This window comes from Xylanibacter caecicola (assembly GCF_013166515.1).
GTDB classification, from domain to species: Bacteria; Bacteroidota; Bacteroidia; order Bacteroidales; family Bacteroidaceae; genus Prevotella; species Prevotella caecicola.
The window spans coordinates 159,631-184,840 of record NZ_JABKKJ010000004.1 but is presented as its reverse complement, the minus strand read 5'-3'; the positions used below and the strand labels follow the sequence as shown (position 1 = coordinate 184,840).

At 45.9% G+C, this 25,210-nt stretch carries 23 protein-coding genes and 1 pseudogene; 7 read left to right on the top strand and 17 right to left on the bottom strand.

Annotated features, from left to right (window positions below):
* Positions 1–159, top strand: a pseudogene (locus HPS54_RS04460) (IS4 family transposase); the annotation flags it as partial.
* 306 nt (positions 160–465) lie between these two features.
* On the opposite strand, the gene rsmA reads toward HPS54_RS04460, so the two are convergent.
* On the bottom strand, positions 466–1,278 hold the full coding sequence (gene rsmA / locus HPS54_RS04455) for a 16S rRNA (adenine(1518)-N(6)/adenine(1519)-N(6))-dimethyltransferase RsmA (protein WP_172344268.1): 813 nt from the start codon (positions 1,276–1,278) through the stop codon (positions 466–468).
* A gap of 385 nt (positions 1,279–1,663) precedes the next feature.
* Here rsmA and HPS54_RS04450 point away from each other — a divergent pair, with 385 nt between their 5' ends.
* The 5 genes from HPS54_RS04450 (at position 1,664) to HPS54_RS04430 (ending at position 7,601) form a co-directional block, all read left to right on the top strand.
* Positions 1,664–2,575, top strand: coding sequence for a dihydrodipicolinate synthase family protein (locus HPS54_RS04450; RefSeq protein ID WP_172344267.1), 912 nt, complete (start codon positions 1,664–1,666; stop codon positions 2,573–2,575).
* Positions 2,576–2,593: 18 nt separating this feature from the next.
* Entirely contained in the window at positions 2,594–4,165 is a 1,572-nt protein-coding gene (locus HPS54_RS04445; protein ID WP_216653030.1) for a sodium:solute symporter family protein, read from the top strand.
* A gap of 103 nt (positions 4,166–4,268) precedes the next feature.
* A complete protein-coding gene (locus HPS54_RS04440) occupies positions 4,269–5,414 on the top strand; it encodes an iron-containing alcohol dehydrogenase (RefSeq protein WP_172344266.1) in 1,146 nt (381 codons plus the stop codon).
* 16 nt (positions 5,415–5,430) lie between these two features.
* Complete coding sequence (gene pdxA / locus HPS54_RS04435) at positions 5,431–6,477, top strand: 4-hydroxythreonine-4-phosphate dehydrogenase PdxA (RefSeq protein ID WP_172344265.1); 1,047 nt, start codon at positions 5,431–5,433, stop codon at positions 6,475–6,477.
* Between the two features lie 5 nt (positions 6,478–6,482).
* Positions 6,483–7,601: a four-carbon acid sugar kinase family protein gene (locus HPS54_RS04430; RefSeq protein WP_172344264.1), complete on the top strand. Its 1,119-nt coding sequence runs from the start codon at positions 6,483–6,485 to the stop codon at positions 7,599–7,601.
* Here the strand turns inward: HPS54_RS04430 and HPS54_RS04425 are convergent.
* The 4 genes from HPS54_RS04425 to HPS54_RS04410 form a co-directional block, all read right to left on the bottom strand.
* Positions 7,574–7,888 (bottom strand): hypothetical protein, encoded by a 315-nt coding sequence (locus HPS54_RS04425; RefSeq protein ID WP_172344263.1) that lies wholly within the window; start codon positions 7,886–7,888, stop codon positions 7,574–7,576. The genes HPS54_RS04430 and HPS54_RS04425 overlap by 28 nt on opposite strands.
* 158 nt (positions 7,889–8,046) lie before the next feature.
* Positions 8,047–10,260: a fibrobacter succinogenes major paralogous domain-containing protein gene (locus HPS54_RS04420; protein ID WP_172344262.1), complete on the bottom strand. Its 2,214-nt coding sequence runs from the start codon at positions 10,258–10,260 to the stop codon at positions 8,047–8,049.
* Complete coding sequence (locus HPS54_RS04415) at positions 10,257–10,730, bottom strand: hypothetical protein (RefSeq protein ID WP_172344261.1); 474 nt, start codon at positions 10,728–10,730, stop codon at positions 10,257–10,259. The genes HPS54_RS04420 and HPS54_RS04415 overlap by 4 nt, the downstream gene beginning before the upstream one ends.
* Positions 10,731–11,202: 472 nt before the next feature.
* The gene (locus HPS54_RS04410; RefSeq protein ID WP_172344260.1) at positions 11,203–12,450 is read right to left on the bottom strand and encodes an ATP-binding protein; all 1,248 of its coding nucleotides are present in this window, start codon (positions 12,448–12,450) and stop codon (positions 11,203–11,205) included.
* A gap of 297 nt (positions 12,451–12,747) precedes the next feature.
* Here HPS54_RS04410 and HPS54_RS04405 point away from each other — a divergent pair, with 297 nt between their 5' ends.
* Positions 12,748–13,269, top strand: a complete 522-nt coding sequence (locus HPS54_RS04405; protein WP_172344259.1) for a ferritin — start codon at positions 12,748–12,750, stop codon at positions 13,267–13,269.
* Between the two features lie 206 nt (positions 13,270–13,475).
* Here HPS54_RS04405 and HPS54_RS04400 read toward each other — a convergent pair whose 3' ends face one another.
* From HPS54_RS04400 to HPS54_RS04345, 12 genes are all read right to left on the bottom strand, one after another.
* Entirely contained in the window at positions 13,476–14,441 is a 966-nt protein-coding gene (locus HPS54_RS04400; protein ID WP_172344258.1) for a F0F1 ATP synthase subunit gamma, read from the bottom strand.
* 6 nt (positions 14,442–14,447) lie between these two features.
* Positions 14,448–16,037, bottom strand: coding sequence for a F0F1 ATP synthase subunit alpha (gene atpA, locus HPS54_RS04395; RefSeq protein WP_172344257.1), 1,590 nt, complete (start codon positions 16,035–16,037; stop codon positions 14,448–14,450).
* 55 nt (positions 16,038–16,092) lie between these two features.
* On the bottom strand, positions 16,093–16,629 hold the full coding sequence (locus tag HPS54_RS04390; protein ID WP_172344256.1) for a F0F1 ATP synthase subunit delta: 537 nt from the start codon (positions 16,627–16,629) through the stop codon (positions 16,093–16,095).
* A 2-nt stretch (positions 16,630–16,631) separates the two neighbouring features.
* Positions 16,632–17,144: a F0F1 ATP synthase subunit B gene (atpF, locus tag HPS54_RS04385; RefSeq protein WP_172344255.1), complete on the bottom strand. Its 513-nt coding sequence runs from the start codon at positions 17,142–17,144 to the stop codon at positions 16,632–16,634.
* A gap of 30 nt (positions 17,145–17,174) precedes the next feature.
* Positions 17,175–17,417: an ATP synthase F0 subunit C gene (atpE, locus tag HPS54_RS04380; RefSeq protein WP_094380635.1), complete on the bottom strand. Its 243-nt coding sequence runs from the start codon at positions 17,415–17,417 to the stop codon at positions 17,175–17,177.
* A gap of 69 nt (positions 17,418–17,486) precedes the next feature.
* Positions 17,487–18,536, bottom strand: coding sequence for a F0F1 ATP synthase subunit A (atpB, locus tag HPS54_RS04375; RefSeq protein WP_172344254.1), 1,050 nt, complete (start codon positions 18,534–18,536; stop codon positions 17,487–17,489).
* A gap of 16 nt (positions 18,537–18,552) precedes the next feature.
* Complete coding sequence (locus HPS54_RS04370; protein WP_172344253.1) at positions 18,553–18,969, bottom strand: hypothetical protein; 417 nt, start codon at positions 18,967–18,969, stop codon at positions 18,553–18,555.
* Between the two features lie 39 nt (positions 18,970–19,008).
* On the bottom strand, positions 19,009–19,251 hold the full coding sequence (atpC, locus tag HPS54_RS04365; RefSeq protein ID WP_172344252.1) for an ATP synthase F1 subunit epsilon: 243 nt from the start codon (positions 19,249–19,251) through the stop codon (positions 19,009–19,011).
* Between the two features lie 21 nt (positions 19,252–19,272).
* Positions 19,273–20,799, bottom strand: coding sequence for a F0F1 ATP synthase subunit beta (gene atpD, locus HPS54_RS04360; RefSeq protein WP_172344251.1), 1,527 nt, complete (start codon positions 20,797–20,799; stop codon positions 19,273–19,275).
* A gap of 191 nt (positions 20,800–20,990) precedes the next feature.
* The gene (gene pfkA / locus HPS54_RS04355; RefSeq protein ID WP_172344250.1) at positions 20,991–21,968 is read right to left on the bottom strand and encodes a 6-phosphofructokinase; all 978 of its coding nucleotides are present in this window, start codon (positions 21,966–21,968) and stop codon (positions 20,991–20,993) included.
* Between the two features lie 32 nt (positions 21,969–22,000).
* On the bottom strand, positions 22,001–23,404 hold the full coding sequence (locus HPS54_RS04350; RefSeq protein WP_172344249.1) for an SLC13 family permease: 1,404 nt from the start codon (positions 23,402–23,404) through the stop codon (positions 22,001–22,003).
* A gap of 293 nt (positions 23,405–23,697) precedes the next feature.
* Positions 23,698–25,182 carry an oligosaccharide flippase family protein gene (locus tag HPS54_RS04345; RefSeq protein ID WP_172344248.1) on the bottom strand — a complete coding sequence of 495 codons (1,485 nt, stop codon included), beginning with the start codon at positions 25,180–25,182 and terminating at the stop codon, positions 23,698–23,700.
* Between the last annotated feature and the right edge of the window lie 28 nt (positions 25,183–25,210).

The following is a 25,210-nucleotide window of genomic DNA, read 5'->3' as shown; positions in this document are numbered from 1 at the left end:
CACGATATGCAACCGGATAGAAGCACATACGAAGTTCTTCAAATATTGAGCATCTCGTTGACCGATAAAACGCCTCTTCGAGACCTCTTTGACAAAACTAAATTTCAAAATGACAAAGAACGATTTGGACCTGATGGACCAAGTTTATTTGATTTTTAACAACGTCCCAATTTTAATGGGACACTAGTGAGAAATGTTATAAAACTGCTGTCAACATCTGTCACACGTCAACCTTATTTCATACTCCCATAAAAGTGGCGCACTTCACAGTACAAAGCACGCAGCATCACAGACTAAAGTGCCGCACTTTACAGGCTAAAGCACGTAACATCACAGGCTAAAGTGCCACACTTTACAACAACACATAAAATCCGTAATATCAACGTAATATGTTTATGCAATAAAGTTTACATCGAACATCTGTCTCATAAATACGACAAGACGCATTGCCAAACAAAGAGAGCATCACGGTTTACATTGCGCCGTCTTTTCAAGCTCGGCTTCAACAGCGTTTGTCAGCTCCACAAACTGCTGTATGGTGAGCTGTTCCGGGCGCATGGTCATAAGTTCACTATCAAAAAATGCAGCAGATGGAACCACCCCTCCAAACAACTGTCTCAACGAAACCCTGAGCATCTTGCGTCTTTGATTGAAAACAGTTTTCACTATACGCTTGAAAAGCTTCTCATCGCACCCCAAATCCACAACGTCGTTGCGCGTCATGCGTATAACGGCGCTCTTGACCTTTGGCGGAGGATTGAATACGTTTTCATACACCGTGAACAGATATTCCACATTGTACCAAGCCTGTATGAGCACACTCAATATGCCATACGACTTATTTCCGGGACCGGAAGCAATACGCTGTGCCACCTCGCGCTGTATCATGCCCGTACAACACGGAATAAGGTCTTTATTGTCGAGCATCTTGAAGAATATCTGCGACGATATGTCGTAAGGGTAATTTCCCGTAAGCACGAAACTGCCCCCGCCGAAAAGAGCATTCAGATCCATACGCAGAAAATCGTCACCTATGATGTTGTCGCGCAGGGAAGGAAAGTTCTCGTTAAGATAGGCTACCGACTCCCTGTCGATCTCTACCACCCTGACGTCGCGGTCTTTCGTTACAAGGAACTGCGTCAGCACTCCCATTCCCGGTCCCACTTCGAGAACGGGCACACCGGGGCATGCGTCTACGGTGTCGGCAATAGCCTTTGCTATGTTAAGGTCTGTCAGGAAATGCTGTCCAAGATGTTTCTTCGGTCTTACTGTCTTCATTGTTTATCGGCTTAGAAAGTGCAAAAATATGAAAATATTTTATTTTCCTGCCACTTTTGAATGTTTAAGTATATATCAGAGATTAATTATTGCTATATTGCACGTTATTCCGGTGATGTCTTTTCAGATTCTAATAGGCAGCGCAACGGGCTACACGACAGATGAGACATGTGAAAACAGTCCGAAAGAACGTGCAAGATAATGTTAAAGTAAACACTGTATTTGCATATTAATATATTTACGTTTAATTTCGAGTATCTGTTTAACAATAAATCAGATATAAATCCGTTTATTTTAAGATAGTACATTAAAAGGAAAAACACGTCTTTTACATGGCATGTACGTATATATTTAAAACGAAATAAAACTAATTATTATTACACAAATGAAAACAGAAAAGAAATACCACGGTGTAGTGGTTCCGATGGTCACACCGGTAACAGGCGACGGCAACATAGACACGGCTGCCGTTGAAAGAATTGTGTCCAATTTTGCAAAATACGGAGTGTCACCACTCATCATGGGTACAACGGGTGAAGGAAATTCCGTGTCGGTAAAGAACGGCGTCGAGATGATAAGTGCGGCAAAACGCGCAGCAAACGAAGACATGGTTATTTATGCAGGACTTGCAGGCAACTGCATCAGCGAGCAGAAAGAGGCAGCTGCAAGATTCATCGAAGCCGGAGCCGACGTCATTGCCGCAACGCTGCCGTGTTACTATGCGCTGACTCCCGAGCAGATGTACGGCTATTACAAAGACATGGCAGACACGCTCACTGTGCCACTCATGTTGTACAACATCACCATCACCACACACATGAGCATACCGATGGACATCATCGAGAAACTCAGCCACCACCCCAACATCGTGGGTCTGAAAGACTCGGAGAACAACGTTCCGCGCCTTGAAGAGGCACTCAAACTGTTTGCCGGCCGTGAGGACTTTGCATATTTCTGCGGATGTGCCGCAAACTCTGCCGTCGCACTGAAGAACGGCGCCGACGGCATTGTGCCCAGCGTAGGCAACTATCTGCCGAAAATATATCAGGATCTGTATGAGGCAGGCGTAAAGGGCGATATGGCGAAAGCAGAGGAACTGCAACAGAAGACAATTGAAATAGGAAAAATCAACACTGCAGGGCTGACGCTCGGCGAATCGCTTGCCGGACTCAAGGTAATAATGAATGAGGCAGGACTTTGCGAGACAAACATGCTGCCGCCGCTTACAGTGCTTGATGCAGAGACGGAGGAACGCATACGCAAGGAGGCAAGACCCGTAATTGAACAATACAATTAACATAACACCTATAATACCATGATACATACTTCTTTACACTGGATAGACGCAACGATACTGGCTGTATCGATACTCATCGCTGTCATAGTGGGAATATACTTTTCGAAAAAGCAGAAATCAACAGACGCCTATTTTGCCGCAAGCGGAAATGTTCCGGCATGGGCGGTGGGCATGTCGATGTTCGCAACGATCATCAGTAGCGTGACATTCCTCGCCTACCCCGGTGCCGCATACGGAGGCAACTGGATATTGCTCGTACAGGGACTTATGGTTCCGATAATCCTCGTAGGACTTATCGGAACCATTGTGCCGCTGTACAGAAAGGTCATAAAGCTCAGCACATACGAATATTTTGAGCGCAGGTTCGGAGTATTCGCACGCTTCTACAGTTCGGTGGCATTCATTCTGGAAAACTTCTCGAAGATGGGAGCCGTGCTTTACCTAATGGGACTTGCAATGGCGATGTTTACAGGTGGAATGGACATCAACACCATTATCATACTTGTCGGAGTCGTAATCATTGTCCTGACCTATCTCGGCGGCATGGAAGCCATAATATGGATGGACGTGGTGCAGGGTTTCCTGCTCATAGGCGGAGGTCTGATAACCATTATAATGTTGTTCTGCCTTACGGACGGAGGTCCCGCTACGATATTTAGCGTGGCTGCCGAATATGACAAGATAGATTTCGGACCGTACACATGGGACCTCACCCAGACAACATTCCTCGTTATGGTGCTTAACGGTATGTTCTATGCCGTGCAGAAATACGGAACCGACCAGAGTATCGTGCAGCGCTATCTCACGGCACGCGACGACAAGAGTGCCAAGAAGGCTTCTTATCTTGGTGTGCTGATGAGCGTTCCGGCATGGGCATTGTTCATGTTCGTGGGCACCTGTCTGTTTGTATATTACCATATAAACACGGGCGTATTGCCCGAAGGCATAAAAGACGATGCAGTATTCCCGTTCTTTATTGCCACGGAAATGCCGGTGGGCATTATCGGACTTATCGTTGCGGCACTGGCAGCGGGAGCCATATCGAGCATAGACAGCAGCATAAACTGCATATCCGCATGTGTTGTGGAGGACTATTATTCGAGACTGCGCCCCAATGCAAGCGACAAGTCGAAGCTGTGGGTGGGCAAAATATCGGTGCTGGTAGTCGGCATCGGCAGCATTCTCGTTGCACTGCTTTATGTTTCATGGGGCGGACAGGGTGTGCTCGGCTCGCTGTTCGGTCTGTATGCAATCATATCTGCCGGTATCGTGGGTATTTTCCTTCTCGGTCTGTTCAGCCGCCGTGCCAACTGGCAAGGTCTGTACGTAGGCATAGCATGTGCAATACTCTTCACGGCATACGCCGTGCTTACTTCTACACCGTTTGATATGGGCAACGGTCAGAAAGAACTGCTGATAGACCTCGGCAATTATAACTTCACACACTCCACATACATGCTCGGCGTATACAGTCATCTCATCGTACTGATTGTGGGATACGTGGCAAGTCTTTGCTTCAAGACTCCCCTTGCAGACAAGGAACTTACGATATACGGATATCTGGAGGAAAAGAGAAAACAAAAGAATTAACCATGAATCGTGCAGACCTGCCGTTTACGGAGACATTGCGCCGCACAATCTGCGGGAATGTTATCGTAAACGGTAGGTCGCAATAAATAAAAAAGAAAAAGACATGAAAGAAATAACACTATTGCAGCCGGCAAAAATCGTGTTCGGCACAGGATGCACGGAACAGTTCTGCAAGGACTACACTGCCATGGGACTGAAGCGTCTCTTCATACTCACGGCTCCGGTAATCCGTCCCATGATTGCGGAAATGACAGCCACACTGAATGCGGCGGGCGTGGCAACAGAGATATATGACGAGATAAGGCAGGAGCCTTCGGTTAACGACTTCAAGAAGATACTCGAGGCAGCACGCCGGTTCGGTGCAGACAGCGTACTGGGGGTTGGCGGCGGCAGCGTGCTTGATGTGTGCAAACTCGTGGCAACACTGGTTGACAGCGAACAGCAGATAGAAGACCTCTTCGGCATCGGCTTTATCAACAAGCGTGGAAAATGGTTTGCCTGCATGCCAACGACATCCGGTACCGGAAGCGAAGTTTCTCCCAACGCAATACTGTTGGACGAGCGCGATGCGCTTAAAAAAGGCGTGGTAAGTCCGCACCTTATGGCTGACGCGGCATACATCGACCCGAAACTTACATGGACGGTGCCCGCCAAGATTACAGCAGAAACGGGCATGGACGCCCTGACACACTGCATCGAGGCATACACAAACAAGTTTGCACATCCGGTAATAGACGTGTATGCTCTTGAGGGAATACGTCTCATCGCGCACAATCTGTTGAGAGCCGTCAAGGACGGCAAGGATGTAGAGGCACGCGAAGCCCTTTCATTAGGCAGTATGTACGGAGGTCTGTGCCTCGGACCGGTGAATACAGCGGCGGTGCATGCACTCTCCTATCCTATCGGCGGAGAGTTCCATATCTCGCACGGTCTGTCAAATGCCATCCTATTGCCTTCGGTTATGCGTTTCAACTGCAGCGCAAACGTGAAGAAATATGCCCAAGTGGCAGTTGCATGCGGTGTTGAACCATGTGCGACCGATGAAGAAACAGCGATGAAGGGTGTAGAGTTCATAACGCAACTGTCTAAAGATTGCGGCATACCGACGACACTCACGGAGATAGGCATACCGCAGACGGCTGTAGAGAGAATGGCAAAGGCGGCAATGAACGTGCAGAGGCTGTTGAAGAACAACCCGAGAGAGGTGACAGAGGAAGACGCAAAGGCTATATACTCAAGCCTGTACTGATTTAAATTCGGCAATTATGAAAGAACAGATCAAGCCTATATTGGCAATAACAATGGGCGACCCGGCAGGCATAGGTCCGGAGATAATAGTAAAAGCCCTCGACTTGAAAGAGACTTACGAAAAATGCCGCCCGCTGGTAACCGGCGATGCCGGCATCATGGAATGGGCGGTGAAACAGATGGGAACGGCACAGAAAATAAACCAGATAAGCAGTGTCAGAGAAGCTAAGTTCGAACTTGGAACTATAGACGTCATCGACCTGAAATGTGTTGACATGGACACTTTTGAACCGGGCAAGGTTGCACCGCAGTGCGGCAATGCGGCTTTTGTATCGATAATCAAGGCTATAGAACTTGCAATGGCGGGCGAAGTGGACGGAACAGTAACAGCACCGCTGAATAAGGAGGCACTGCACAAGGGTGGGCATAACTTTGACGGACACACGGAGATTTATGCTCACTACACCGGAACAAAGAAATATGCCATGTTGCTTGCCGACGAGTTTCTTCGCGTAATACATGTGTCTACGCACGTGTCACTTCGCGAAGCATGCGACCGCGTAAAGAAAGAGCGCATTATAGAGGTGACGGAACTCATATCCAACGCGTGCCGTCAGTTTGGCATGGAGAGTCCGCGCATAGGTATTGCCGGTCTTAATCCTCACGCAAGCGACAACGGTCTGTTCGGTTGGGAAGAGGAAAAGGAGATAATACCTGCCGTGGAAGAACTGCGCCAACGCGGATTCAATGTAGACGGTCCCGTACCGCCCGATACTCTCTTCGCCAAGGCTAAATGTGGCAAATACGACGGCTGTGTGGCAATGTATCACGACCAGGGACACATCCCGTTCAAGGTGGTAGGATTCAACTGGAACAAGGAAACGGGAAAGATGGACAGCGCAAAGGGCGTGAATATCACTCTCGGACTGCCAATAATAAGGGTTTCGGTAGACCACGGCACCGCTTTCGATGTGGCAGGCAAGGGCGTCGCCAGTCCGGATGCCATGCTTCTTTCGATAGACTATGCCACACGAATGGCAATAAGTAGAATTGAAAAGAACTGAAAACAATGATTATAGTAATAGCCGACGATGTGACCGGAGCTGCCGAAATGGCGGGTGTGGCATTGCGTAATGGTCTGGATGTACAGTTTATAACTGAGATAAGTTGCGACTTGCCCGATACGGATGTATTGGTCATGGCAACAGACACACGCTCGTTCAGCAGACAGGAGGCAGTGGACACTGTCAGGCACATCGCCGGCTATTTAAATGAAAAAAGAAACATATCGGTATTCAAAAAGACCGACTCGGTGTTGCGCGGTCATGTAATGGCTGAACTTGAGACACTCGCCGCATCTTTGGGCTACAGTTCAACCATACTTCTGCCCCAAAATCCGTCTAAAGACAGGATTATAAGCAACGGAATATATTATATTGACAGCACTCCCCTACATGAAACGTCATTCTCCTACGACCCGGAATTTCCGGCAATGACATCCTGCGTTGAGGATATCGCGAAAGGAAGTGTTTCCATGCCTTTAAACGAAGTTCCTCAACAGAACAGGGTAAACATAGGAGATGCCGCTGATTTGGAGGAGCTGCGTATACAAGTCGGTAAGGTCGGCAAAGACAGTCTTGTTGCAGGAGGTGCCGACACCTTCAATCTCTTCTTAAACCGACCGGACATAAAGAAGAAAAGCGGTACCGACCCTGTCATAAACACAATAAACAGCGGCAAGACACTGGTGATATGTGGAAGCACACAGAGCAAGTCTCTTATTGCCATGCCCTACTTCAAGCGTTGCAGTTCTGCCGAAGAAGGCATGCCGCTTGATGTCTTCCACGGCAGTCCGGCAGACAAGTGGCTTGACGCATTATGCCGGTCATACGCGGAACATCAGGCGCTGATTATCAAAATAGGTCATGAAGCTACGGGAGGGAAAGAATATGCCGTGCGCCTTAGAAACCTGATGTCAGCAGCAACGGCAAGCCTCATAAACAAAGAAAAGCCCGGTCTGTTGGTTATAGAAGGCGGCGCAACGGCATTTGCCGTGCTGAAAGCACTTCATTGGAACGTGTTCAACGTAAAAAAGGAACTTTCACCGGGTGTGGTATGTCTTACTTACGGAGATACCGACATAATACTCAAACCCGGCAGCTATCCCTGGGGATGTATGTTTGAGTAATAACGATTGTGGTGCGATACGAGTGATAATATCTCTCCTACTTCACTTCCCTCAGGTTTCCATTTTTCCAAACTTGTCAATGGAAAACCTATAAAAGTCACGGTTTGGTCGATACCTTTCATTCCTCTATGTGTCACCTTAAACTTATTAAGATGCGTCCAACATAGCCACGCACTCACTTCATATGCACGATAAAAACTGCCTTCTTGGAACAGATGTATCTTCTGCCAGTCATTCGCAGAATCTCTTGCAAACTCAATCTCTAAAATTTCCTTTATTGTTGCCATATATTTTTATTTTTTTTGATTATCTACCGGTACTGTGCAGCCGACAGGTTTTCACGTGCCCTTGAGGGCACAGCCTGTCCGCCCCACAGTACCGGTAGATAATCTGCTGCGTGTTTTGCGTTTCTCCTTTTTGGGAAAGGATGCAACAAATTCTAAGGCTACGGGCAGACCCCACGGACAGAGAGACCGTAGCGCCGACCGTAGTAGCTCGTATCCCAGCTGCCCGAACGGAAGTAGAGGGCGTAGGCGCGGTAGTCGTAGTCCGGGCTGAGCGAACTCGACCAAAAGTGGCCGTAGCTCCCCTCAGTGCCGAGATCGCCACCCCACCGACAGCCTGCGGTCGGCAGAAAAACGGAGCCACCATTCTTTCCTATTACGAGAATACCATTGACTCCATTCAGAGAAGTCCATTCACGTGAACAATTATTCAATAGCTCCTCTATCTGCTCTATTGACGGCATTTGCCATGCCCCTCCCATCTTCACATGGGCAACATCGTATGACGTGCCGGTAATATCGGAACCGATATTCACATATTTGTTGGTTGAAGAATTATAATAGGCATAAGTGTCCAAACCGTATACAGACTTCTCGCTCGTCTCTCCCCAAGCGTAATAACCGCCATAATCTTCGGGCTTTGATGCGCCTACATTGCAACAAGACCACTTTGTTCCGGAGGGCAAGCCAAGATCAATGGCATGCGGATGGTTGGAATCGGGACAAGTATGTAATTCCGGAAATTCGACAGAAGGCACCGCTCTCAGCTCCTTGCCCATAATCTTTACTATGGGATAGGCTGTGTACGTCTTGCCTGCTTCCATATTGCGGAACGTGCATTCCAGCCCGTTAAGATTCCATTGTTTCTCCGACTTGTAGTCCATCGGCTTGTACTGAGTATCTATCAGATTGTTGTCCTTATCGTAAAACGCCATGCCAATCCTTACAGGAAGCAACAGGTTCCTTGACACATCCGACTTCAATACAGCAGTTGATGTTGATGCTCCTTGAGAATACACCGGTTTCGTAAACAACGGCAACAGATATTTGTCTGTGCCTAATTGCGGTTCAATTTCATACCTGTACGATACAGGCTGTATGCCGTCGCCCCAAAGTCCAATCGATGCGTATGCCCTGAAACTCTGCGGAAGTGTTGTCCGCGCATAGCTGTCTTTCATGGCGGAATAGGTTCCCTCGTCAAACGCCGCCACAGCATCAAACTTGAAGTGAACCTGCTCTTTCAGCCCTATGCTGTATTCCATTCCCAATCCTGTTGCCGTGCCGTTAAGCGAGAATAACAGGTCGGGAATCACACCCACTTCGGCATATCCGTCCATAGACAGCGATGCGACATCCACACCGGCATCGTTCATCGGGGCATGCGATATTCTCCATGCCTTGTTCTCGTAAGTAAAACTGACTTTGTCTGTCCTGTTGTAATGTGCCGAGCAGTCGAGGCTTACCGTAGATCCTTCCGCAAAATAAGCAGACAGTGTAAGTTTTGGTGTGATAAACAGAAGAGGACATTGTGGTATTCTGATTCTGCCGAGTGTCATCTGTGCAATACGGTTCTCATAGTACTTTTCAAAAGAACTTGTGGCATTGAATGCGATTTGTGTATTAAGGTCATTCTGCAAATCCAAACGGAAGTATGGCGATTTCCCCATTTGTATGTTCACGGTCACCACTACTTTTGCCGCATCATTTATTGAGAATGTAGTCGTAGTGCCGCCCTTTTCCAACGTCTTACTGTAACTTTTGTCCCAAAGCTGATGTTCCCAAGATGCCTTAGCCTTGTTATTCGACCGTACACTATTTCTTTCATCGATATATCCTTCGGCTATACATACAAGTTGGTCGTAAACGCTTTCCAATCCCACTTTCTGACAATTGTAGTGATATCCTTGCTCATCGTTTGAAACAGACAATACTTTTGCCATTATTCCGTCGGGAAACGATATGCAATCATAGGTAGATACAACGATATTGTTCTTAGCAGGGCGCATATATGACGGAGTTGAGGGAGAAAGGGTAAACGATATTGTATCACAATCCGACAAATACGGATCGTGTGCCGCTGTCAATTCAAAGACCCCCTTGTTTACAATTGTTTCAGGAGCATAGAAACTTACACTGTCAATTAAAGCCAATGGTATTTTATATATACTGTCCGGAGTATAGACCACCTGCATTTTCCATTCACGGTGATACAGGCTGTCTGCATCATAATGTGAAAAGGCTATACTGTCTATATTATTTTTAAAGAAAGCGTTGAACGTACCGTCATTCCTATATATATATACGGCATCATTTTGTGAAACGGCTCCGGTGACTATCATCAAAAAAGAAACGAGTGTCAATAATATTCTGTTCATGGCTTCATTATTTTAAAGTTGGCGACTGAGGTTCTTATTATACATACATTACCGGGCTGCGGTGTGATGGGCATACTGACACATCCGTTTTTGTCTGTTGTCGCTTTGAACAATAATACTCCATCAACAGAATACACCTCAATCTCCGAATGCGGTTCAAGGTTGGAAGCCTTGATATTGTTACCGTCGAACGAAAATCCAGAACACGAAGCACCCGGAACCATTATACCGGTAGGCTCGGCATAAGAGTGGGTGAATTTCAGAACTTGTTCAGCCGGATAACTTATAACATTCATGTGAGTAGACAAGACGAACTCACCTTCCTTGAATTTTACAACCGGCTGCTCATCAAGCATGTATACAACTTTCCTGCCGGATGCCATCCATAGCGTCAAAGCATTTACTTCTTCTGTCGCAGCCTTTACAACAAGGCATAGCATAATAAAACATAACGTAATTATTTTTTTCATTCGCTAAAACCCTAATCCGTGTCGGGCGCAACTTCTAATAATTGGTTTTTCAATTTTTATTTCTATATAAGGATACATCATTAGTGATATTCTTTGTTTATTAAAAATTCTACCGACTTTTGCTGCCAATCCATTATTTACAAAAAAGCGTGGAATCGTCCTATTGTCCATTCCACACATCGAGGCTCTAGCACTGCCTATCAAAGTTGAACAGACAACGTCAGAGCCCACGCCGATATGAAAATCACATCCATAAAGAGACCTATATAAATTCACCTTTATTAGTTATTTCATTAATAGCAGACTGGATACAATTTTTTAAGCATCCTTTCATCTTAAGTCCTTGTATGTCTGTTTCCATCTGCCATGAGAAAAAAACTTTCAACAACATAATACTTCTTGCTATTAAGTTACTATAATAGTGCAATCTACATGCGAACATACAGATGCACAAACAATATATTACTATTTATTACAACTTTTCACTCTTTAAGAAATCGTACACATTCACCCATTCAACACCATTTTCGTCCATGTGGCGTTTAATAAGATCTTCTGTTATGATCATCTTGCGAAAAGAATCATTAATTTTCAAGAGACTCGCCATTTCCTGTTTACGCTTTTCCTCCGTTGGCAATCTATAAGCAGATTGCACATACACACGTTCCGAGCCTCGATTGCATACAAAATCGACCTCCAACTGATTTCTGCGATATGCGCCATTAGCATCTTTTGTACGGGTTTGTACTACACCGACATCCACCAGATAGCCACGAAGACGGAGCTCATTAAATATCAAATTCTCCATCAAATGCGTTTCCTCTACTTGCCGGAATCCAATGCGGGCATTTCTTAGTCCCAAGTCCTCAAAATAGTATTTCTGGGGAGTGTCAATATATTTGCGACCTTTGATGTCATACCGGATACAACGAGTGATAAGAAAAGAATCCTCCAGCATTTCCAGATATTCCTTCACTGTGTTCTGATTAAGTTTTATTTCCTTAACACTACGAAAAGTATTCTCGATTTTTGAAGGATTAGTCAGACCGCCAATACAGGAAGCTACGACATTCAACAGTTCATCCATCACTTCAACTCCACGGATATGGTATCGCTCTTTGATATCCGTTATATATGTCTTCTCAAATAGTCCTTGAAGGTAATTTATTTTCTTCTGTTCATCAGGCTCTGTACACACATAAGGCAGACCACCATAAGTAAGATATTCCTGCAGTACTTTATATGATTCCATTTCAGGATGAGCAGAACTATATTCAGCAAATGACAATGGAGTGATATGAATTTCTTCACCTCGCCCTCGAAACTCTGTAATTACGTCTTTTGACAGGAAACGAGAGTTCGATCCTGTAACATATACATCTGCATTCTTGATACTTAGATACGAATTCAGAACATCTTCGAACTCACTTACTAACTGAATCTCGTCAAGCAAGATGTAATACATATCGTCATCTACTATCTTGCTGTCAATATACTCAATCAACGCATCTGGATCACGATATTTATTATTCCTACGATTTTCAAGATCCAATTCAATGATATGATTGTCTTTAACACCATATTCAATAAGATAATTCTTGAATAGTTCCCTCAACAAATAAGACTTGCCGGAGCGACGGATTCCCGTCACCACCTTTATTAATCCATTATGCATACTGGCAATAAGCCTTTTCAGATGTATGTCACGTTTGATTACCATATTTTATAAAATATTTTTGGCTAAATGACCACTTTTCTATTGCAAAGATATCTTGTTTATTTGAAAGCACCAAACTATCACAGACAAAATTTTACATGAATTCAATGAATTAAAAATTGAATATCTATTGTATTAGGCTTTTTTATTGGAACTTATTAACTATAAGTGAAAGATAAACGATATTTATATTTCACCGGTCTCACGTTATATTAGGTTAAAAGCTATTGATTATTAAAAAATAATAACTAACTTTGCTGATATGATTATGATTATTAACATCAAAAACAAAATAATAAAATGCTAAACAAAAAGATTGAAGAGGCTATAAATGCCCAGATTAATGCAGAGATGTGGTCTGCTTATTTGTATCTGTCAATGGCTGCTCACTGCCATGCAATAGGACAGCCCGGTATGGCAAAATGGTTTGAAGTACAGTTTAAGGAGGAACAGGACCACGCAAAAATTCTTTTCAACTACGTGATATCAAGAAACGGTAATGTTACATTGAAGCCAATAGATGCAGTGCCGACAGAATGGAACTCGATACTGGACGTGTTTGAAAGCACACTGGCTCATGAGCAGAAAGTTACGGCAATGATAAACAACCTGTTTGCCCTCACCACACAGGAAAACGACTATGCCACACAAAGCATGCTCAAATGGTTTATCGACGAGCAGGTTGAGGAAGAAGAGAATGCACAGACAATCATCGACAACATAAAGATGATAAAAGACAACGGTTACGGCATATACATGCTTGACAAGGAACTCGGTGCAAGGACATACACACAGCCGTCTCCTTTGGCCGGTTCAATCTAAACACTGACCGTACATCAGGATATATAACATTACATGAGTTCGTGACAAGGATATCTGAATATATTACAAGGATATGTCCATATCGTAAATAATGTCTGAAGTTATTGTTATTCCGAACCCATATAATATAACATTGAAATAAACAAAGAACCCCGATTGCTTTATCACAATCGGGGTTCTGCTTTATCAAAAACCAGAAGCCTGCATCAATTATTGACTGTACCGCCAACAATGTCAAGCAGTTCATTGGTAATAGCCTGCTGCCTGCTCTTGTTATACTGAAGATTAAGTTCACGCAACAACTCATCGGCATTGTCCGTAGCTGTCTGCATGGCAACCATTCGCGCGGCATGCTCACTTGCATTACTGTCAAGAAGAGCTGTATAAACCATGAGATGAAGAAGTTTTGGTATAAGACTACCCAAAACGCTGTTCATATCAGGCTCTACAATGAAGTTGTCATTGAGAGGTTTGGCTTCCTCCACTTCATGTTCTTTCTCTTTCTGTTTGTTTTGAAGATAATCCTGCACCTCACGCGTAACAACTCTTGTCTTCAAGTCGCGTTCCTTATCCTCGTTAAGTTCCGTTTCCACATCAATGGGCAAGAATGTCTTACGCGTCAATATCTGTGAACCGGCACTCTTGAAGTGATGATAAATCATCTCCACACGGTCTATCTCTCCATCCGCAAACTTACGTCCAAGCTCACAGGCAATCTCCTTACACTCCTTTGCATTAGGCTTGTCTGCAAGTTCCATAAAGTCTCCGGCAACCGTCAGCCCAAGTTTTACAACTTTCTCCGCAACCTTTCTTCCTATCGGATATATAACAATATTATCCTTTCCCAAATAAGCATACTCATCAATGGCATGCTGCATCATCTTGATAACATTGGCATTAAATCCTCCACAAAGACTGCTGTTGCTTGAATATACAATCAAAGCAACCCTTCTTACCGTCCGTTCTTTATCGAAAACAGTCTGCGCGTCCGCCTCTGATGCAAGGAATGTCTTAAGAATATGCTCCAGCATATTTTCGTACGGAAGCATATTCTCTATCATCACCTGAGCATGATGAAGCTTTGACGACGCAACCATTTTCATGGCACTCGTAATCTTACGGGTGCTGTTGACGGAAGCTATACGGTTCTTTATCTCTTTAAGCGACGGCATAAGCTATTAATTATTTTTGTACTGCCCTGCAATATCAGCCATTACAGACTCTATCACAGCCGTTACGTCATCGTCTATCTTACCCGAAGAGAGTGTGTCTATGACATCCTGATGAGCGGAACGCAGCTTTTCGAGGAACGCATCCTGACACTCACGTATATTCTCAACAGGCACATTTGACATCAAGCCGTGAGTTCCGCAATACAATATCGCAATCTGCTCTCCAACAGCCATAGGACTATACTGCGGCTGTATCAGCAACTGATTGTTCTTACGTCCACGGTCAAGGGTCATTGCCGTAACGGCATCCATGTCGCTTGAGAACTTGGAGAAAGCTTCAAGCTCACGATACTGAGCCATATCTATCTTCAAAGTTCCGGCAACCTTCTTCATACTCTTGATTTGTGCCGAACCGCCCACACGACTTACTGATATACCGACATTTACAGCCGGACGGAAGCCCTGATTGAACAAGTCGCTCTCAAGATATATCTGTCCGTCGGTAATAGAAATCACGTTTGTAGGAATGTAAGCGGAAACGTCGCCTGCCTGTGTCTCGATAATCGGAAGAGCCGTAAGCGAGCCACCGCCTTTAACATGACCTTTCATACATTCGGGAAGATCGTTCATCTGCTCCGCCACTTCCTGCTGGTCGTTGATACGCGCAGCACGCTCAAGCAGACGGCTATGCAGGTAGAACACATCACCCGGATAAGCCTCACGACCTGAAGGACGGCGCAAAATCAAAGAAACTTCGCGATATGCAACAGCCTGTTTCGACAAGTCGTCATATACAACCATTGCAGAATATCCGCGGTCACGGAAATATTCGCCGATGGCTGCTCCCGCAAACGGTGCATAATACTGCATGGCAGCAGGATCGGCAGCAGTTGCAGCAACAACAACCGTATACGGCATTGCCCCGTGTTGCTTAAGGTTTTCCACAAGAGCTGCCACTGTTGAAGCCTTCTGTCCTATCGCAACGTAAATGCAATATACAGGCTTTCCAGCCTCATAGAAACTCTTCTGATTTATAATTGTATCTACAGCGATTGCCGTCTTACCGGTCTGGCGGTCGCCGATGATAAGCTCACGCTGTCCTCGTCCGATAGGAATCATTGAGTCTACCGACTTGATACCGGTCTGCAACGGCTCCTTCACCGGCTGACGGTATATAACTCCCGGAGCTTTACGGTCAAGCGGCATTTCAAATGCGCCGGTAAGATCGATGTCTCCCTTACCGTCAATCGCCTGTCCCAGTGGGTTGATGACACGTCCAAGCATATTGTCGTTCACCAATATAGATGCAATACGCTTTGTACGCTTAACCACCATGCCCTCCTTGATACCTTCGGTAGAACCAAGAAGCACACAACCCACGTTGTCTTCCTCAAGGTTCATGACGATTGCCATTGTGCCGTTCTCAAATTCCAGAAGCTCGTTTGCCTCAGCATTACGCAGTCCGTAGATACGTGCAACACCGTCGCTCACTTCGAGCACGGTACCCACCTCATCAAACTGCTGACTGTTGTTCAAGCCCTGAAGTTGTTCAAGAAGCACTTGAGACACTTCGCTTGGTTTTATTTTATCTGACATGATTAAATTTATTTTTAGTTACATTTAGCAGAATGCCTGCACCGACGGCGACACCCTACCTTCCCAACTGTGAAAGTATTCCACGCAACCGGCTGTACACACTGGCATCCAGCCTATACGTATCATATTCAAGCACAAAGCCACCGATTATATCCGGATTGACCTCTGTTTCAAACTCCACAGTCCCTTTAGCTCTACGTTCCACCATAGAACGCATCTTCCGCTCAATAGCATCAGACACGGGCACGGCAGTAGTAAGTTTACCACGGATGATATTCTTATGTTGTCTGTAAAGAGTGATATACGAGTTTGCAATAAACAGCAAGACGTTCTCACGGCCTCCCTTCAATACAATATCAATGAAGGCAGCCACAATTTCCGAAACACTGCCACCACATGCCGTGATGACCAACTCCTTCTTCTTGTCTTTAGAGAGCATGGGATTATCTATCGCGGATCTCAGACCTGCCACATCGATAAAACTCTTTGCCAAAGTCTGCATCTCATGATATACCTTGTCCTCCTGCCCTGCTCCGACAGCAGCCTTAAGCAAGGCACGGGCATACCGAACCGATATTACTCCTATGTCCATAATTATTTTTCTTTTACAACAACTTCATCCAACAGCCTGTCTATGGTCTCCATCTGTACGGCATCTGAAGCGAGTTCCTTACGGAGAATCTTCTCAGCCACCTTTACAGACAGCTCAGCCACCTGCGCACGTATGTCACTGATGGCAGCCTGTTTCTCGTTCTCTATCTCAGCCTTGGCCTCTGCAATCAGGCGGTTGCCCTCTTCACGGGCTTTCTCCTGTGCCTTTGCAATAATGGCATCGCGGGTATCAGCTGCCTCCTTGAGCACCTGTGCCTGCTTCCGGCGGGCTTCTTGCAGAATGCTTTCACCCTCCAGTTGTATATTGCCGAGGCGTTCCGACGCTTCGTGCGCTTTTCTTAGGCTTTCGTCTATGTAGTTCTTACGTTCCTCTACCATTCCGATAATGGCAGGAAAACCGTATTTTGCAAGAACGAAGAATACCACCAAAAATGCAAGCAGCATCCAGAACAAGAGTCCGAGATCAGGAGTTAGTATTGATGGCAAATTTTCCATTGTATAATTAGTTTGTTCTAACTATATTCATTATTTGATAAGGAACGCGCAAGCAGCAATGGCAAAAAGTGCACAACCCTCGACAAAGGCAGATGTCAAAATCATGTTTGTCTGTATCTTACCGGTTGCTTCAGGCTGACGCGCAATGGCATCCATTGCACTGCCACCAATCTTACCAATACCCAAACCTGCTCCAATAGTTGCAATACCTGCTCCAAGACCGCAGCCCAGCTGTGCCAGACCTTCAGCAGCCAAAAGTGTTGAAATAATCATAGTTCTATAAATTTAAATTGTTATTAATTTTTTATTGTATTTCTCTATTTGTTTTTATACTCTTAAATATCATGCCTCGTGCTCTTTATGTGCCAATCCGATGAACACCGCACTCAGCATAGTAAAGACATAAGCCTGCACAAAAGCCACAAGCACTTCAAGACAGTTCATGAAAAGAAGCATTATGACACTGAAGATATTCAGTCCGAGACCGAAGCCCGTACCCATGGACCAGCCAAGGAATATCACACAAGTAAAACTCAGTATCACCGCATGCCCCGCCATCATGTTGGCAAAAAGACGTATCATGAGTGCAAAAGGCTTGGTAAAGACTCCGAACAATTCTATAACCGGCATCACCGGAACGGGATAAGCCTTAAGAAACAGCGGAACCTCGGGCCAGAATATTTCCTTCCAATACTCCTTGTTTCCAAACAGATTTATTGCCAGCATCGTGCATACGGCAAGGAACAGAGTTATATTTATGTTTCCCGTAACGTTTGCCCCACCGGGGAATATAGGTATAAGTCCTATAAGGTTGGTGGTGAAGATAAAGAAGAAGACGGTGAGCAGATACGGTGCATACGACTTATAATGCTTCTCTCCCACTGCCGGCTTTATGAGATCATCGTGTATTGTCATCACAAGCATCTCCATCATTCCGACAAATCCTCCCGGGGCATCGCTTTTCTCAGTACGCTTACGGTACCACCTTGCACATGACAGGAATATACATACCAGCACTGCCACTACTATCCATATCTGTGCAACGGATTTAGTAATGCTCAAGTCTATCGGACGCACCGCCGTACCGTCGGCAAGCCTCTCATAAATCTTTCCGTGATGGGTCTCGTCAAAGAAAAATCCTTTCGGAAGGCTGTGGGCAGTGCATACATGCCACTCTCCCGTAGCCTCGCTACGCAGTATCACCGGCAGCGGAATGCTCAGGTGTCTGCCCTCGTATGTTGCAATATGCCACTCGTAAGAGTCGGCAAGGTGTTCCATGACAATCTCCGGAATGTCAAGTTCCTTCTCTCCGCTTACACCTTCAGCAGCATAAATATTTACCGGAAGCAAAACTGCCAGCAACATGAGGATTATTGTTCGTAATTGTTTCATTTCTTATTAGATAACGTTACTTTACATCATTGAGTTTATCAATGGAGCCGGAAACTCCGGCAAAGAATATGGAATGATGTGCCAGAAGCATTATATAATAGGCTGCAAAGACAAAGAAAAACATCCTTATGCTCTCCTGTCCCGCCACAAGCCAGTAGACAAGCATCACAGCCAATGCCAGAAGCATGCGAAATCCGGATACTGCCGTATAGAATGTGGGCAGACTATCCAATGACCTTTCTGCCACACGACGCCATACAAGAGCATCGGCACATTCTATCACAAACGAAAAGACGGCACTCACAATGATCGGTATCATCATTCCGTCCGTTCCGAGCACAAGCCCTACAGCCCACGCCGTCACAGACAAGGCTATAATAAGCCCCACCGTCTGTATGATATATCGCCTGCTATATTTGCCTGCACCGGTCATACTATAACTTTGCACCTATTATTATATATAATACACTGTTCAAAACTCCACACAAGCACTTACCGTGTTCTTCTGCACTTCAACGAAGCCACCCGATATGGTAAGAGCATGCTCTCCGCTGCCGTCGACATACACCATTCTGCCGTCGCCAAGCGATGATATCAGCGGAGCATGGTCGTGCAATATCTGAAATTCGCCCAAAGTGCCCGGAACGGTAACGCTCTCCACATCACCGTCAAAGACAACCTTTTCAGGGGAAACTATTCTCAGCCTTAAACTCATAACTGTAAACGATTTTAAAGATTATCCTTTTGCCTCCTCTATGAGTCGCTTGCCTTTGGCAATGGCATCCTCTATGGTACCCACGTTAAGGAAAGCCTGCTCGGGCAGGTCGTCCACCTCACCGTCAAGAATCATATTGAAGCCCTTGATACAGTCTTCTATAGAAACCATAACACCGGGAATACCGGTAAACTGCTCTGCCACAGTGAACGGCTGTGACAAGAAACGCTGCACACGGCGTGCACGGTTCACAGTCAGTTTGTCCTCATCAGACAACTCATCCATACCAAGAATTGCAATAATATCCTGAAGTTCCTTGTAACGCTGCAGTATCTGTTTAACGCGCTGTGCACAATCATAGTGCTCCTTACCCACGATAAGCGGGTCGAGAATGCGCGATGTAGACCCCAGAGGGTCAACGGCAGGATAGATACCAAGCTCGGTTATCTTACGGCTAAGCTCAGTTGTGGCATCAAGATGCGTAAATGTAGTTGCCGGAGCAGGGTCTGTCAAGTCGTCGGCAGGCACATAAACAGCCTGTACAGATGTGATGGATCCTTTCTTGGTAGATGTAATACGCTCCTGCATCGTACCCATTTCGCTGGCAAGTGTAGGCTGATATCCTACGGCCGAAGGCATACGTCCCAAAAGGGCTGACACTTCGGATCCCGCCTGTGTGAAACGGAAAATGTTATCTATAAAGAACATGATGTCGGCAGCCTCGCCGTCCTTTCCGCCATGGTCGCGGAACTCCTCGGCAACGGTAAGTCCCGACAGTGCCACCGATGCACGTGCTCCCGGCGGTTCGTTCATCTGTCCGTAAACAAGTGTTGCCTGCGACTTGCGCAATTCTTCGGGGTCAACCAGCGAGAGGTCCCATTTGCCCTCTTCCATTGCCTTCTTGAACTTGTCGCCATAGCGTATTACGCCCGACTCGATCATGTCCCTTATAAGGTCGTTGCCCTCACGGGTACGCTCACCCACACCGGCAAATACCGAATATCCGTTGTGTCCCTTGGCTATATTATTGATAAGTTCCATGATAAGCACGGTTTTTCCCACACCGGCTCCACCGAACAAACCAATCTTACCGCCCTTCATATAAGGCTCGAGCAGGTCTATGACCTTGATACCTGTGGCAAGCATCTCCTTGTGTGTGGACAGATCCTCAAACTTAGGAGGCTCGCGGTGAATGGGATATGCACCCTTCATGTCGAGTTTTGCCATACCGTCGATAGGCTGTCCTATCACATTCATCATGCGTCCCTTAATCTGTTCGCCGGCTGGCATGACTATAGGGCTTCCTGTTGCCGTCACCTCAAGACCGCGCTGCAGTCCGTCAGTGTTGTCCATAGCCACACAACGTACAGTGTCCTCGCCTATATGCTGCTGAACCTCGATAATAAGCTCGCGACCGTCAGGACGTACTATCTTCAAAGCATCGTGTATTTTAGGCAGCACTTCCTCTGCTTTCTGTCCCTGCGTTTCAAAGTAAACGTCTATAACCGGACCGATTATCTGAGAAATATGGCCTGTTGTTTGTGTCATAGTTATTATTTTTTAATGTTATTCCAATTGTTCGCAAAATTAACGATTTATTTTATCAGGAGCAAACTTTAATAAAGAAATATGTCTGTAGCCGCATATTTTATCATAATGACAAATCATGTCACGGACAATATGCGACCGTTACAAAATCGCGGATGTGTCTCTGTAAAAGAAGCACATCCGCAACATTTTTATATACTCAACTCGTCAAGAACTGTTATGAGTTTCTTGTCAAACGGTTTGTCCGAACGTATGGCATCGCTGAACGGCACATACACAATCTCGTTGTTGCGCACTCCTATCATCACATTACGCTGTCCCTGCATTATGGCGTCTATCGCGCCAACGCCGGTACGGCTTGCCAATATGCGGTCGTGAGCCGTAGGACGTCCTCCACGCTGCAAGTGTCCGAGGATAGACACACGCACGTCATAGTCGGGAAACTCCTTGCGCACACGCTCTGCATAGTAAAGCGCACCGCACTTGGGACTTTCCGAAACGATTACGATACAGCTCTTCTTGCTTTTTCGTATACCGCGCTCCATGAAACGTGCAAGCTGATCCACGTCTGTAGAGTCCTCGGGTATGATAGCAGCCTCGGCACCACAAGCAATGGCACTGTTTTGGGCAAGAAAACCGGCATCGCGCCCCATTACCTCTACAAAGAAAATCCGTTCATGGCTTTGGGCGGTGTCGCGTATACGGTCTACACACTCCATTATGGTGTTAAGAGTAGTGTTGTAGCCTATGGTAGAATCGGTGCCGTAAAGGTCGTTATCTACCGTTCCGGGCAATCCGATGCAACATACATCAAACTCTTCCGCAAATATTTTAGCACCGGTAAGCGATCCGTTACCGCCGATGACAACAAGGGCATCGATGCCATGCTTCATCATGTTGTCGTATGCTTTCTGCCTTCCTTCCGGTGTCTGAAACTCCTTGCTTCGGGCTGTTTTCAAAATCGTACCGCCCAACATTATTATGCCACTGACGTTTTCTGTGGTGAAATCGCGTATCTCATCGTTTATGAGACCGTCGTAACCACGATATATACCCTTTATGTTAAATCCCTTACAGATGCCGGCACGTGTCACGGCACGTATGGCGGCGTTCATTCCGGGAGCGTCTCCACCCGATGTCATCACGCCGATTGTCTTAATTCTTGCCATAAGTCTCTACCTTTAATTTATACCTATTTTTATTAACAAACACTCATAAGCCACATTACCGCCAGTCCCAACAGCCAACTGACAGCCACCGCAGAACCTACGTTCCGAAAGTACCAGCCCACATGAACCCGTTCCATTTTCATAAGTGCGAGCCCGCTTGTCGACCCGAGAAGGAGGATATTTCCACCCATGGCGGCACTATAGGCTATGACTTTCCAATAAAGTCCGTTCTGAAGATACATGGACATATAATCCGTGTCAACCCAAAGCCCGAGACGGAACGGCTCTACCACACCGTGCAAGGCTGCGAACAAAGACGATGAAGCAAAGGTATCAACCACCGTACTCATCAGCCCTGCCGCCACACCCATTATCCAGATATTATGGATATTATCGTCACACCATTGCGCTATGGTGTATACCACACCCGTCTCCGTCATCACACCGATTGCAAGTATTATCCCCATGACGAACAACAGCAACTGTATGACACCATACTGCAACACACGTGGCGTGCGGCGCTGTATCATAACGTCGACATTCATCAGCTTGCGGTTTACCACCTCATTGACTATCCACAATATGGACAGCACACACATTGCTCCGAGAAAAGGACTCAGCTTTGTTATATTATGGAATGTAGGTATGAACCACAAACCTCCGATACCGACAAAAAGCATCAGCATACGCTGCCAACGGTTAAGACGGGTGTCATCGCCGCGATAAGGCAAAGACATATACTGTCTGTCTACACACCGTGGCAACATGCGCGAAAGCATGAACGTAGGAACGATCCACCCTATGAGGCACGGCACGGCAAGCGATGCCGAAAAATCAGTTGCAGTAACAGCGCCCGCATTCCACAACACCAATCCTATCGGATCACCTATCACCGTAAGGGCTCCGCCGCAGTTGGCAGCCAGCACTATCGCACATCCGTAAATCATACGCTGACGGCGGTTGGGAAGTATACCGTGCATGATTACCAGCATCATCGTTGTGGTTGTAAGATTGTCGAGATTAGCCGATATGAGGAATGTTATCACCGCCATTATCCACAACAACTTGCGGCTGTTGCGCGTACGCAGACACTCTGTGATGAAATCAAAGCACCCGTTGTTTACAAGAATTTCGACTATCGTCATGGTAGAAAGCAGGAAAAAGACAATCTCTGCACCTTTTCCCACATATTTAAGAAATATATTCTGTGCAACGAAATGCTTCACGGCTGTGCTCGTAGGTGTTGCACCTACAAGAAAATCTACATACTCACGCGGATGCTGACCCATTACAAAGTCGGTTCCATAACTTATATACAGCACCCACCCAACTGTTCCTGCAAACATTGCCACAGCGGCTTTGTTCACCTTGGTTATGTTTCCTGTTGCTATCAATACATAGCCAATAAACAATATCGCAACGATTACAAGTGCCATAATTAAAGTATATATTAAGCGCAAAGTTACAAAATATAATTTAAAAGACAAGTAAAACAAGAAATAAAAATATGACATACGGACCTTTTCGGCATTGCTTCGGGACACATGAAAAAGCGGTCTTCGGAGGTAAAAACGAGTATTTTCAAGAGTCTTTGTAACATACTGAAAATCAAGATGATACCTTTTACCCTCAAAAGGGCATCTTTAAGAGTGCTAAAGCTATGCTTTTTGAAGGCTAAAGCATAGCTTTTAGAAGCCCAAAGATATGCTTAAAAAAAATAAGAGTAAAATCAATGCGAAAAGAACCGTCTTCTTATCTGTTCCACAAGGTTTGCCTTTGAACGCAGAACCCACGCCGACAGGGAAAAACTTAGGGCTACCACCGCCACTCCGGACAGCCAATAGAGCCACGGAGTATCAATAAACGTGACGGCAAACGACAACAATCCCGCCGAAACCTGCAACAGTGCATAGCGCGCGACGTTGCGGGAAAAAACAAAGCCATACTTGCGATACATGGCAAAAGACAGCATGACAAAGTCAAGAACCGCAGTAAGAAGCATGGCATAGCCGGTACCCGTCAGCCCCCACAAATCATAAAAAAGCACAACAAGCGCCACAACCACCACCGCGTATGCACTCTCCAAGACAAGATAGAGCAGCGAGTCACCACGTGCAAGGGGCATATATGCCAGCGGCAGCTTTATTGCCCGCATGTAAAGAGCCAGTATCATAGCGTGCATCATGCCTGCAACCGGCATGAAAGCATTGCTGTAGAGCAGAGGGATTATGACAGGAAGTCCCACCATAAAGACCACAAGCAACGGGGCTATTATAAGGAGCGAGGCCTCTATCTGCCTGTTCACTGTGTCGTTAAGGACCTTGCCTACACTGTTTATTGCCGCAAGACGGGGAAAATAGTCGGTTTCCATGGCAGAAAAAATCATGCCTCCGTAAACTATGCTCATCATGTAGCCGGCATTGTAAAGTCCCACAACACCAAGAGAACCGGTATTGTTAAGATAAGAACGTATGGCAAAGTCGGACGCGCTACCCACAACAGCGGCAAGAACAAATGCCACACCAAGCCTTATCATACCGCCTCCCTCTCTCAACACCGGTTTGCCGAAAGAAACGGCAAAAGGATATCTCCGACACGAAAAACGTATTGCCACAAACATCTGCCAAAGCGCCGTTATGAACATTGAGGGCACGATACCGGCTTCGCCCCAATAGCATATCACCGGCACGGAAAGCACCAATGCACCTGCAAAATGATAAACGGAAACAACAGCAAGACTTCGTAACTGCCTTGTACTCTTCAATATGGCAATTTCTCCTCCGGTCACAGCCATAAGTGCGACTGTAGGAGAAAGAAGAATAATGTGCAGTGTATGGTCGCCCCAGCTGAACGTCCAACTATCCAGAAGCTGACTGAACACCACACAGACAAGCATGCCGAGAACGGCGGTAAGCAGGCTCCACGAACGTATAACCACAATGGAACGGGATATCTTTCGTTCATCGCCCGTGTCGAAATGTTCGGAAATAGTGCGCACGGCACTTGTAGAAATGCCCAAGTTAGTAAAGTCTGAAACAAGCTTTATTATTGAATTGAACAGCGAGATAAGCCCCACACCGTCCGGTCCGAGTATAAGGGCTATGAGTTTGTTGCGCACAAGACCTATCAATATGCCAAGTCCCTGCACACCTCCAAACACACCCATATATTTCAGTATGTGCGAATAACTGCTGCTCTTTTCTTTCTTTTCCACTATTAGAAGTAACGTATTTTAAAAGTTT

Excerpts from the sequence above, each read along its gene's own strand:
- rsmA (WP_172344268.1), bottom strand. The coding sequence starts at position 1,278 with ATGAAGACAGTAAGACCGAAGAAACATCTTGGACAGCATTTCCTGACA.
- HPS54_RS04450 (WP_172344267.1), top strand. The coding sequence starts at position 1,664 with ATGAAAACAGAAAAGAAATACCACGGTGTAGTGGTTCCGATGGTCACA.
- HPS54_RS04445 (WP_216653030.1), top strand. The coding sequence starts at position 2,594 with ATGATACATACTTCTTTACACTGGATAGACGCAACGATACTGGCTGTA.
- HPS54_RS04440 (WP_172344266.1), top strand. The coding sequence starts at position 4,269 with ATGAAAGAAATAACACTATTGCAGCCGGCAAAAATCGTGTTCGGCACA.
- pdxA (WP_172344265.1), top strand. The coding sequence starts at position 5,431 with ATGAAAGAACAGATCAAGCCTATATTGGCAATAACAATGGGCGACCCG.
- HPS54_RS04430 (WP_172344264.1), top strand. The coding sequence starts at position 6,483 with ATGATTATAGTAATAGCCGACGATGTGACCGGAGCTGCCGAAATGGCG.
- HPS54_RS04425 (WP_172344263.1), bottom strand. The coding sequence starts at position 7,888 with ATGGCAACAATAAAGGAAATTTTAGAGATTGAGTTTGCAAGAGATTCT.
- HPS54_RS04420 (WP_172344262.1), bottom strand. The coding sequence starts at position 10,260 with ATGAACAGAATATTATTGACACTCGTTTCTTTTTTGATGATAGTCACC.
- HPS54_RS04415 (WP_172344261.1), bottom strand. The coding sequence starts at position 10,730 with ATGAAAAAAATAATTACGTTATGTTTTATTATGCTATGCCTTGTTGTA.
- HPS54_RS04410 (WP_172344260.1), bottom strand. The coding sequence starts at position 12,450 with ATGGTAATCAAACGTGACATACATCTGAAAAGGCTTATTGCCAGTATG.
- HPS54_RS04405 (WP_172344259.1), top strand. The coding sequence starts at position 12,748 with ATGCTAAACAAAAAGATTGAAGAGGCTATAAATGCCCAGATTAATGCA.
- HPS54_RS04400 (WP_172344258.1), bottom strand. The coding sequence starts at position 14,441 with ATGCCGTCGCTTAAAGAGATAAAGAACCGTATAGCTTCCGTCAACAGC.
- atpA (WP_172344257.1), bottom strand. The coding sequence starts at position 16,037 with ATGTCAGATAAAATAAAACCAAGCGAAGTGTCTCAAGTGCTTCTTGAA.
- HPS54_RS04390 (WP_172344256.1), bottom strand. The coding sequence starts at position 16,629 with ATGGACATAGGAGTAATATCGGTTCGGTATGCCCGTGCCTTGCTTAAG.
- atpF (WP_172344255.1), bottom strand. The coding sequence starts at position 17,144 with ATGGAAAATTTGCCATCAATACTAACTCCTGATCTCGGACTCTTGTTC.
- atpE (WP_094380635.1), bottom strand. The coding sequence starts at position 17,417 with ATGATTATTTCAACACTTTTGGCTGCTGAAGGTCTGGCACAGCTGGGC.
- atpB (WP_172344254.1), bottom strand. The coding sequence starts at position 18,536 with ATGAAACAATTACGAACAATAATCCTCATGTTGCTGGCAGTTTTGCTT.
- HPS54_RS04370 (WP_172344253.1), bottom strand. The coding sequence starts at position 18,969 with ATGACCGGTGCAGGCAAATATAGCAGGCGATATATCATACAGACGGTG.
- atpC (WP_172344252.1), bottom strand. The coding sequence starts at position 19,251 with ATGAGTTTAAGGCTGAGAATAGTTTCCCCTGAAAAGGTTGTCTTTGAC.
- atpD (WP_172344251.1), bottom strand. The coding sequence starts at position 20,799 with ATGACACAAACAACAGGCCATATTTCTCAGATAATCGGTCCGGTTATA.
- pfkA (WP_172344250.1), bottom strand. The coding sequence starts at position 21,968 with ATGGCAAGAATTAAGACAATCGGCGTGATGACATCGGGTGGAGACGCT.
- HPS54_RS04350 (WP_172344249.1), bottom strand. The coding sequence starts at position 23,404 with ATGGCACTTGTAATCGTTGCGATATTGTTTATTGGCTATGTATTGATA.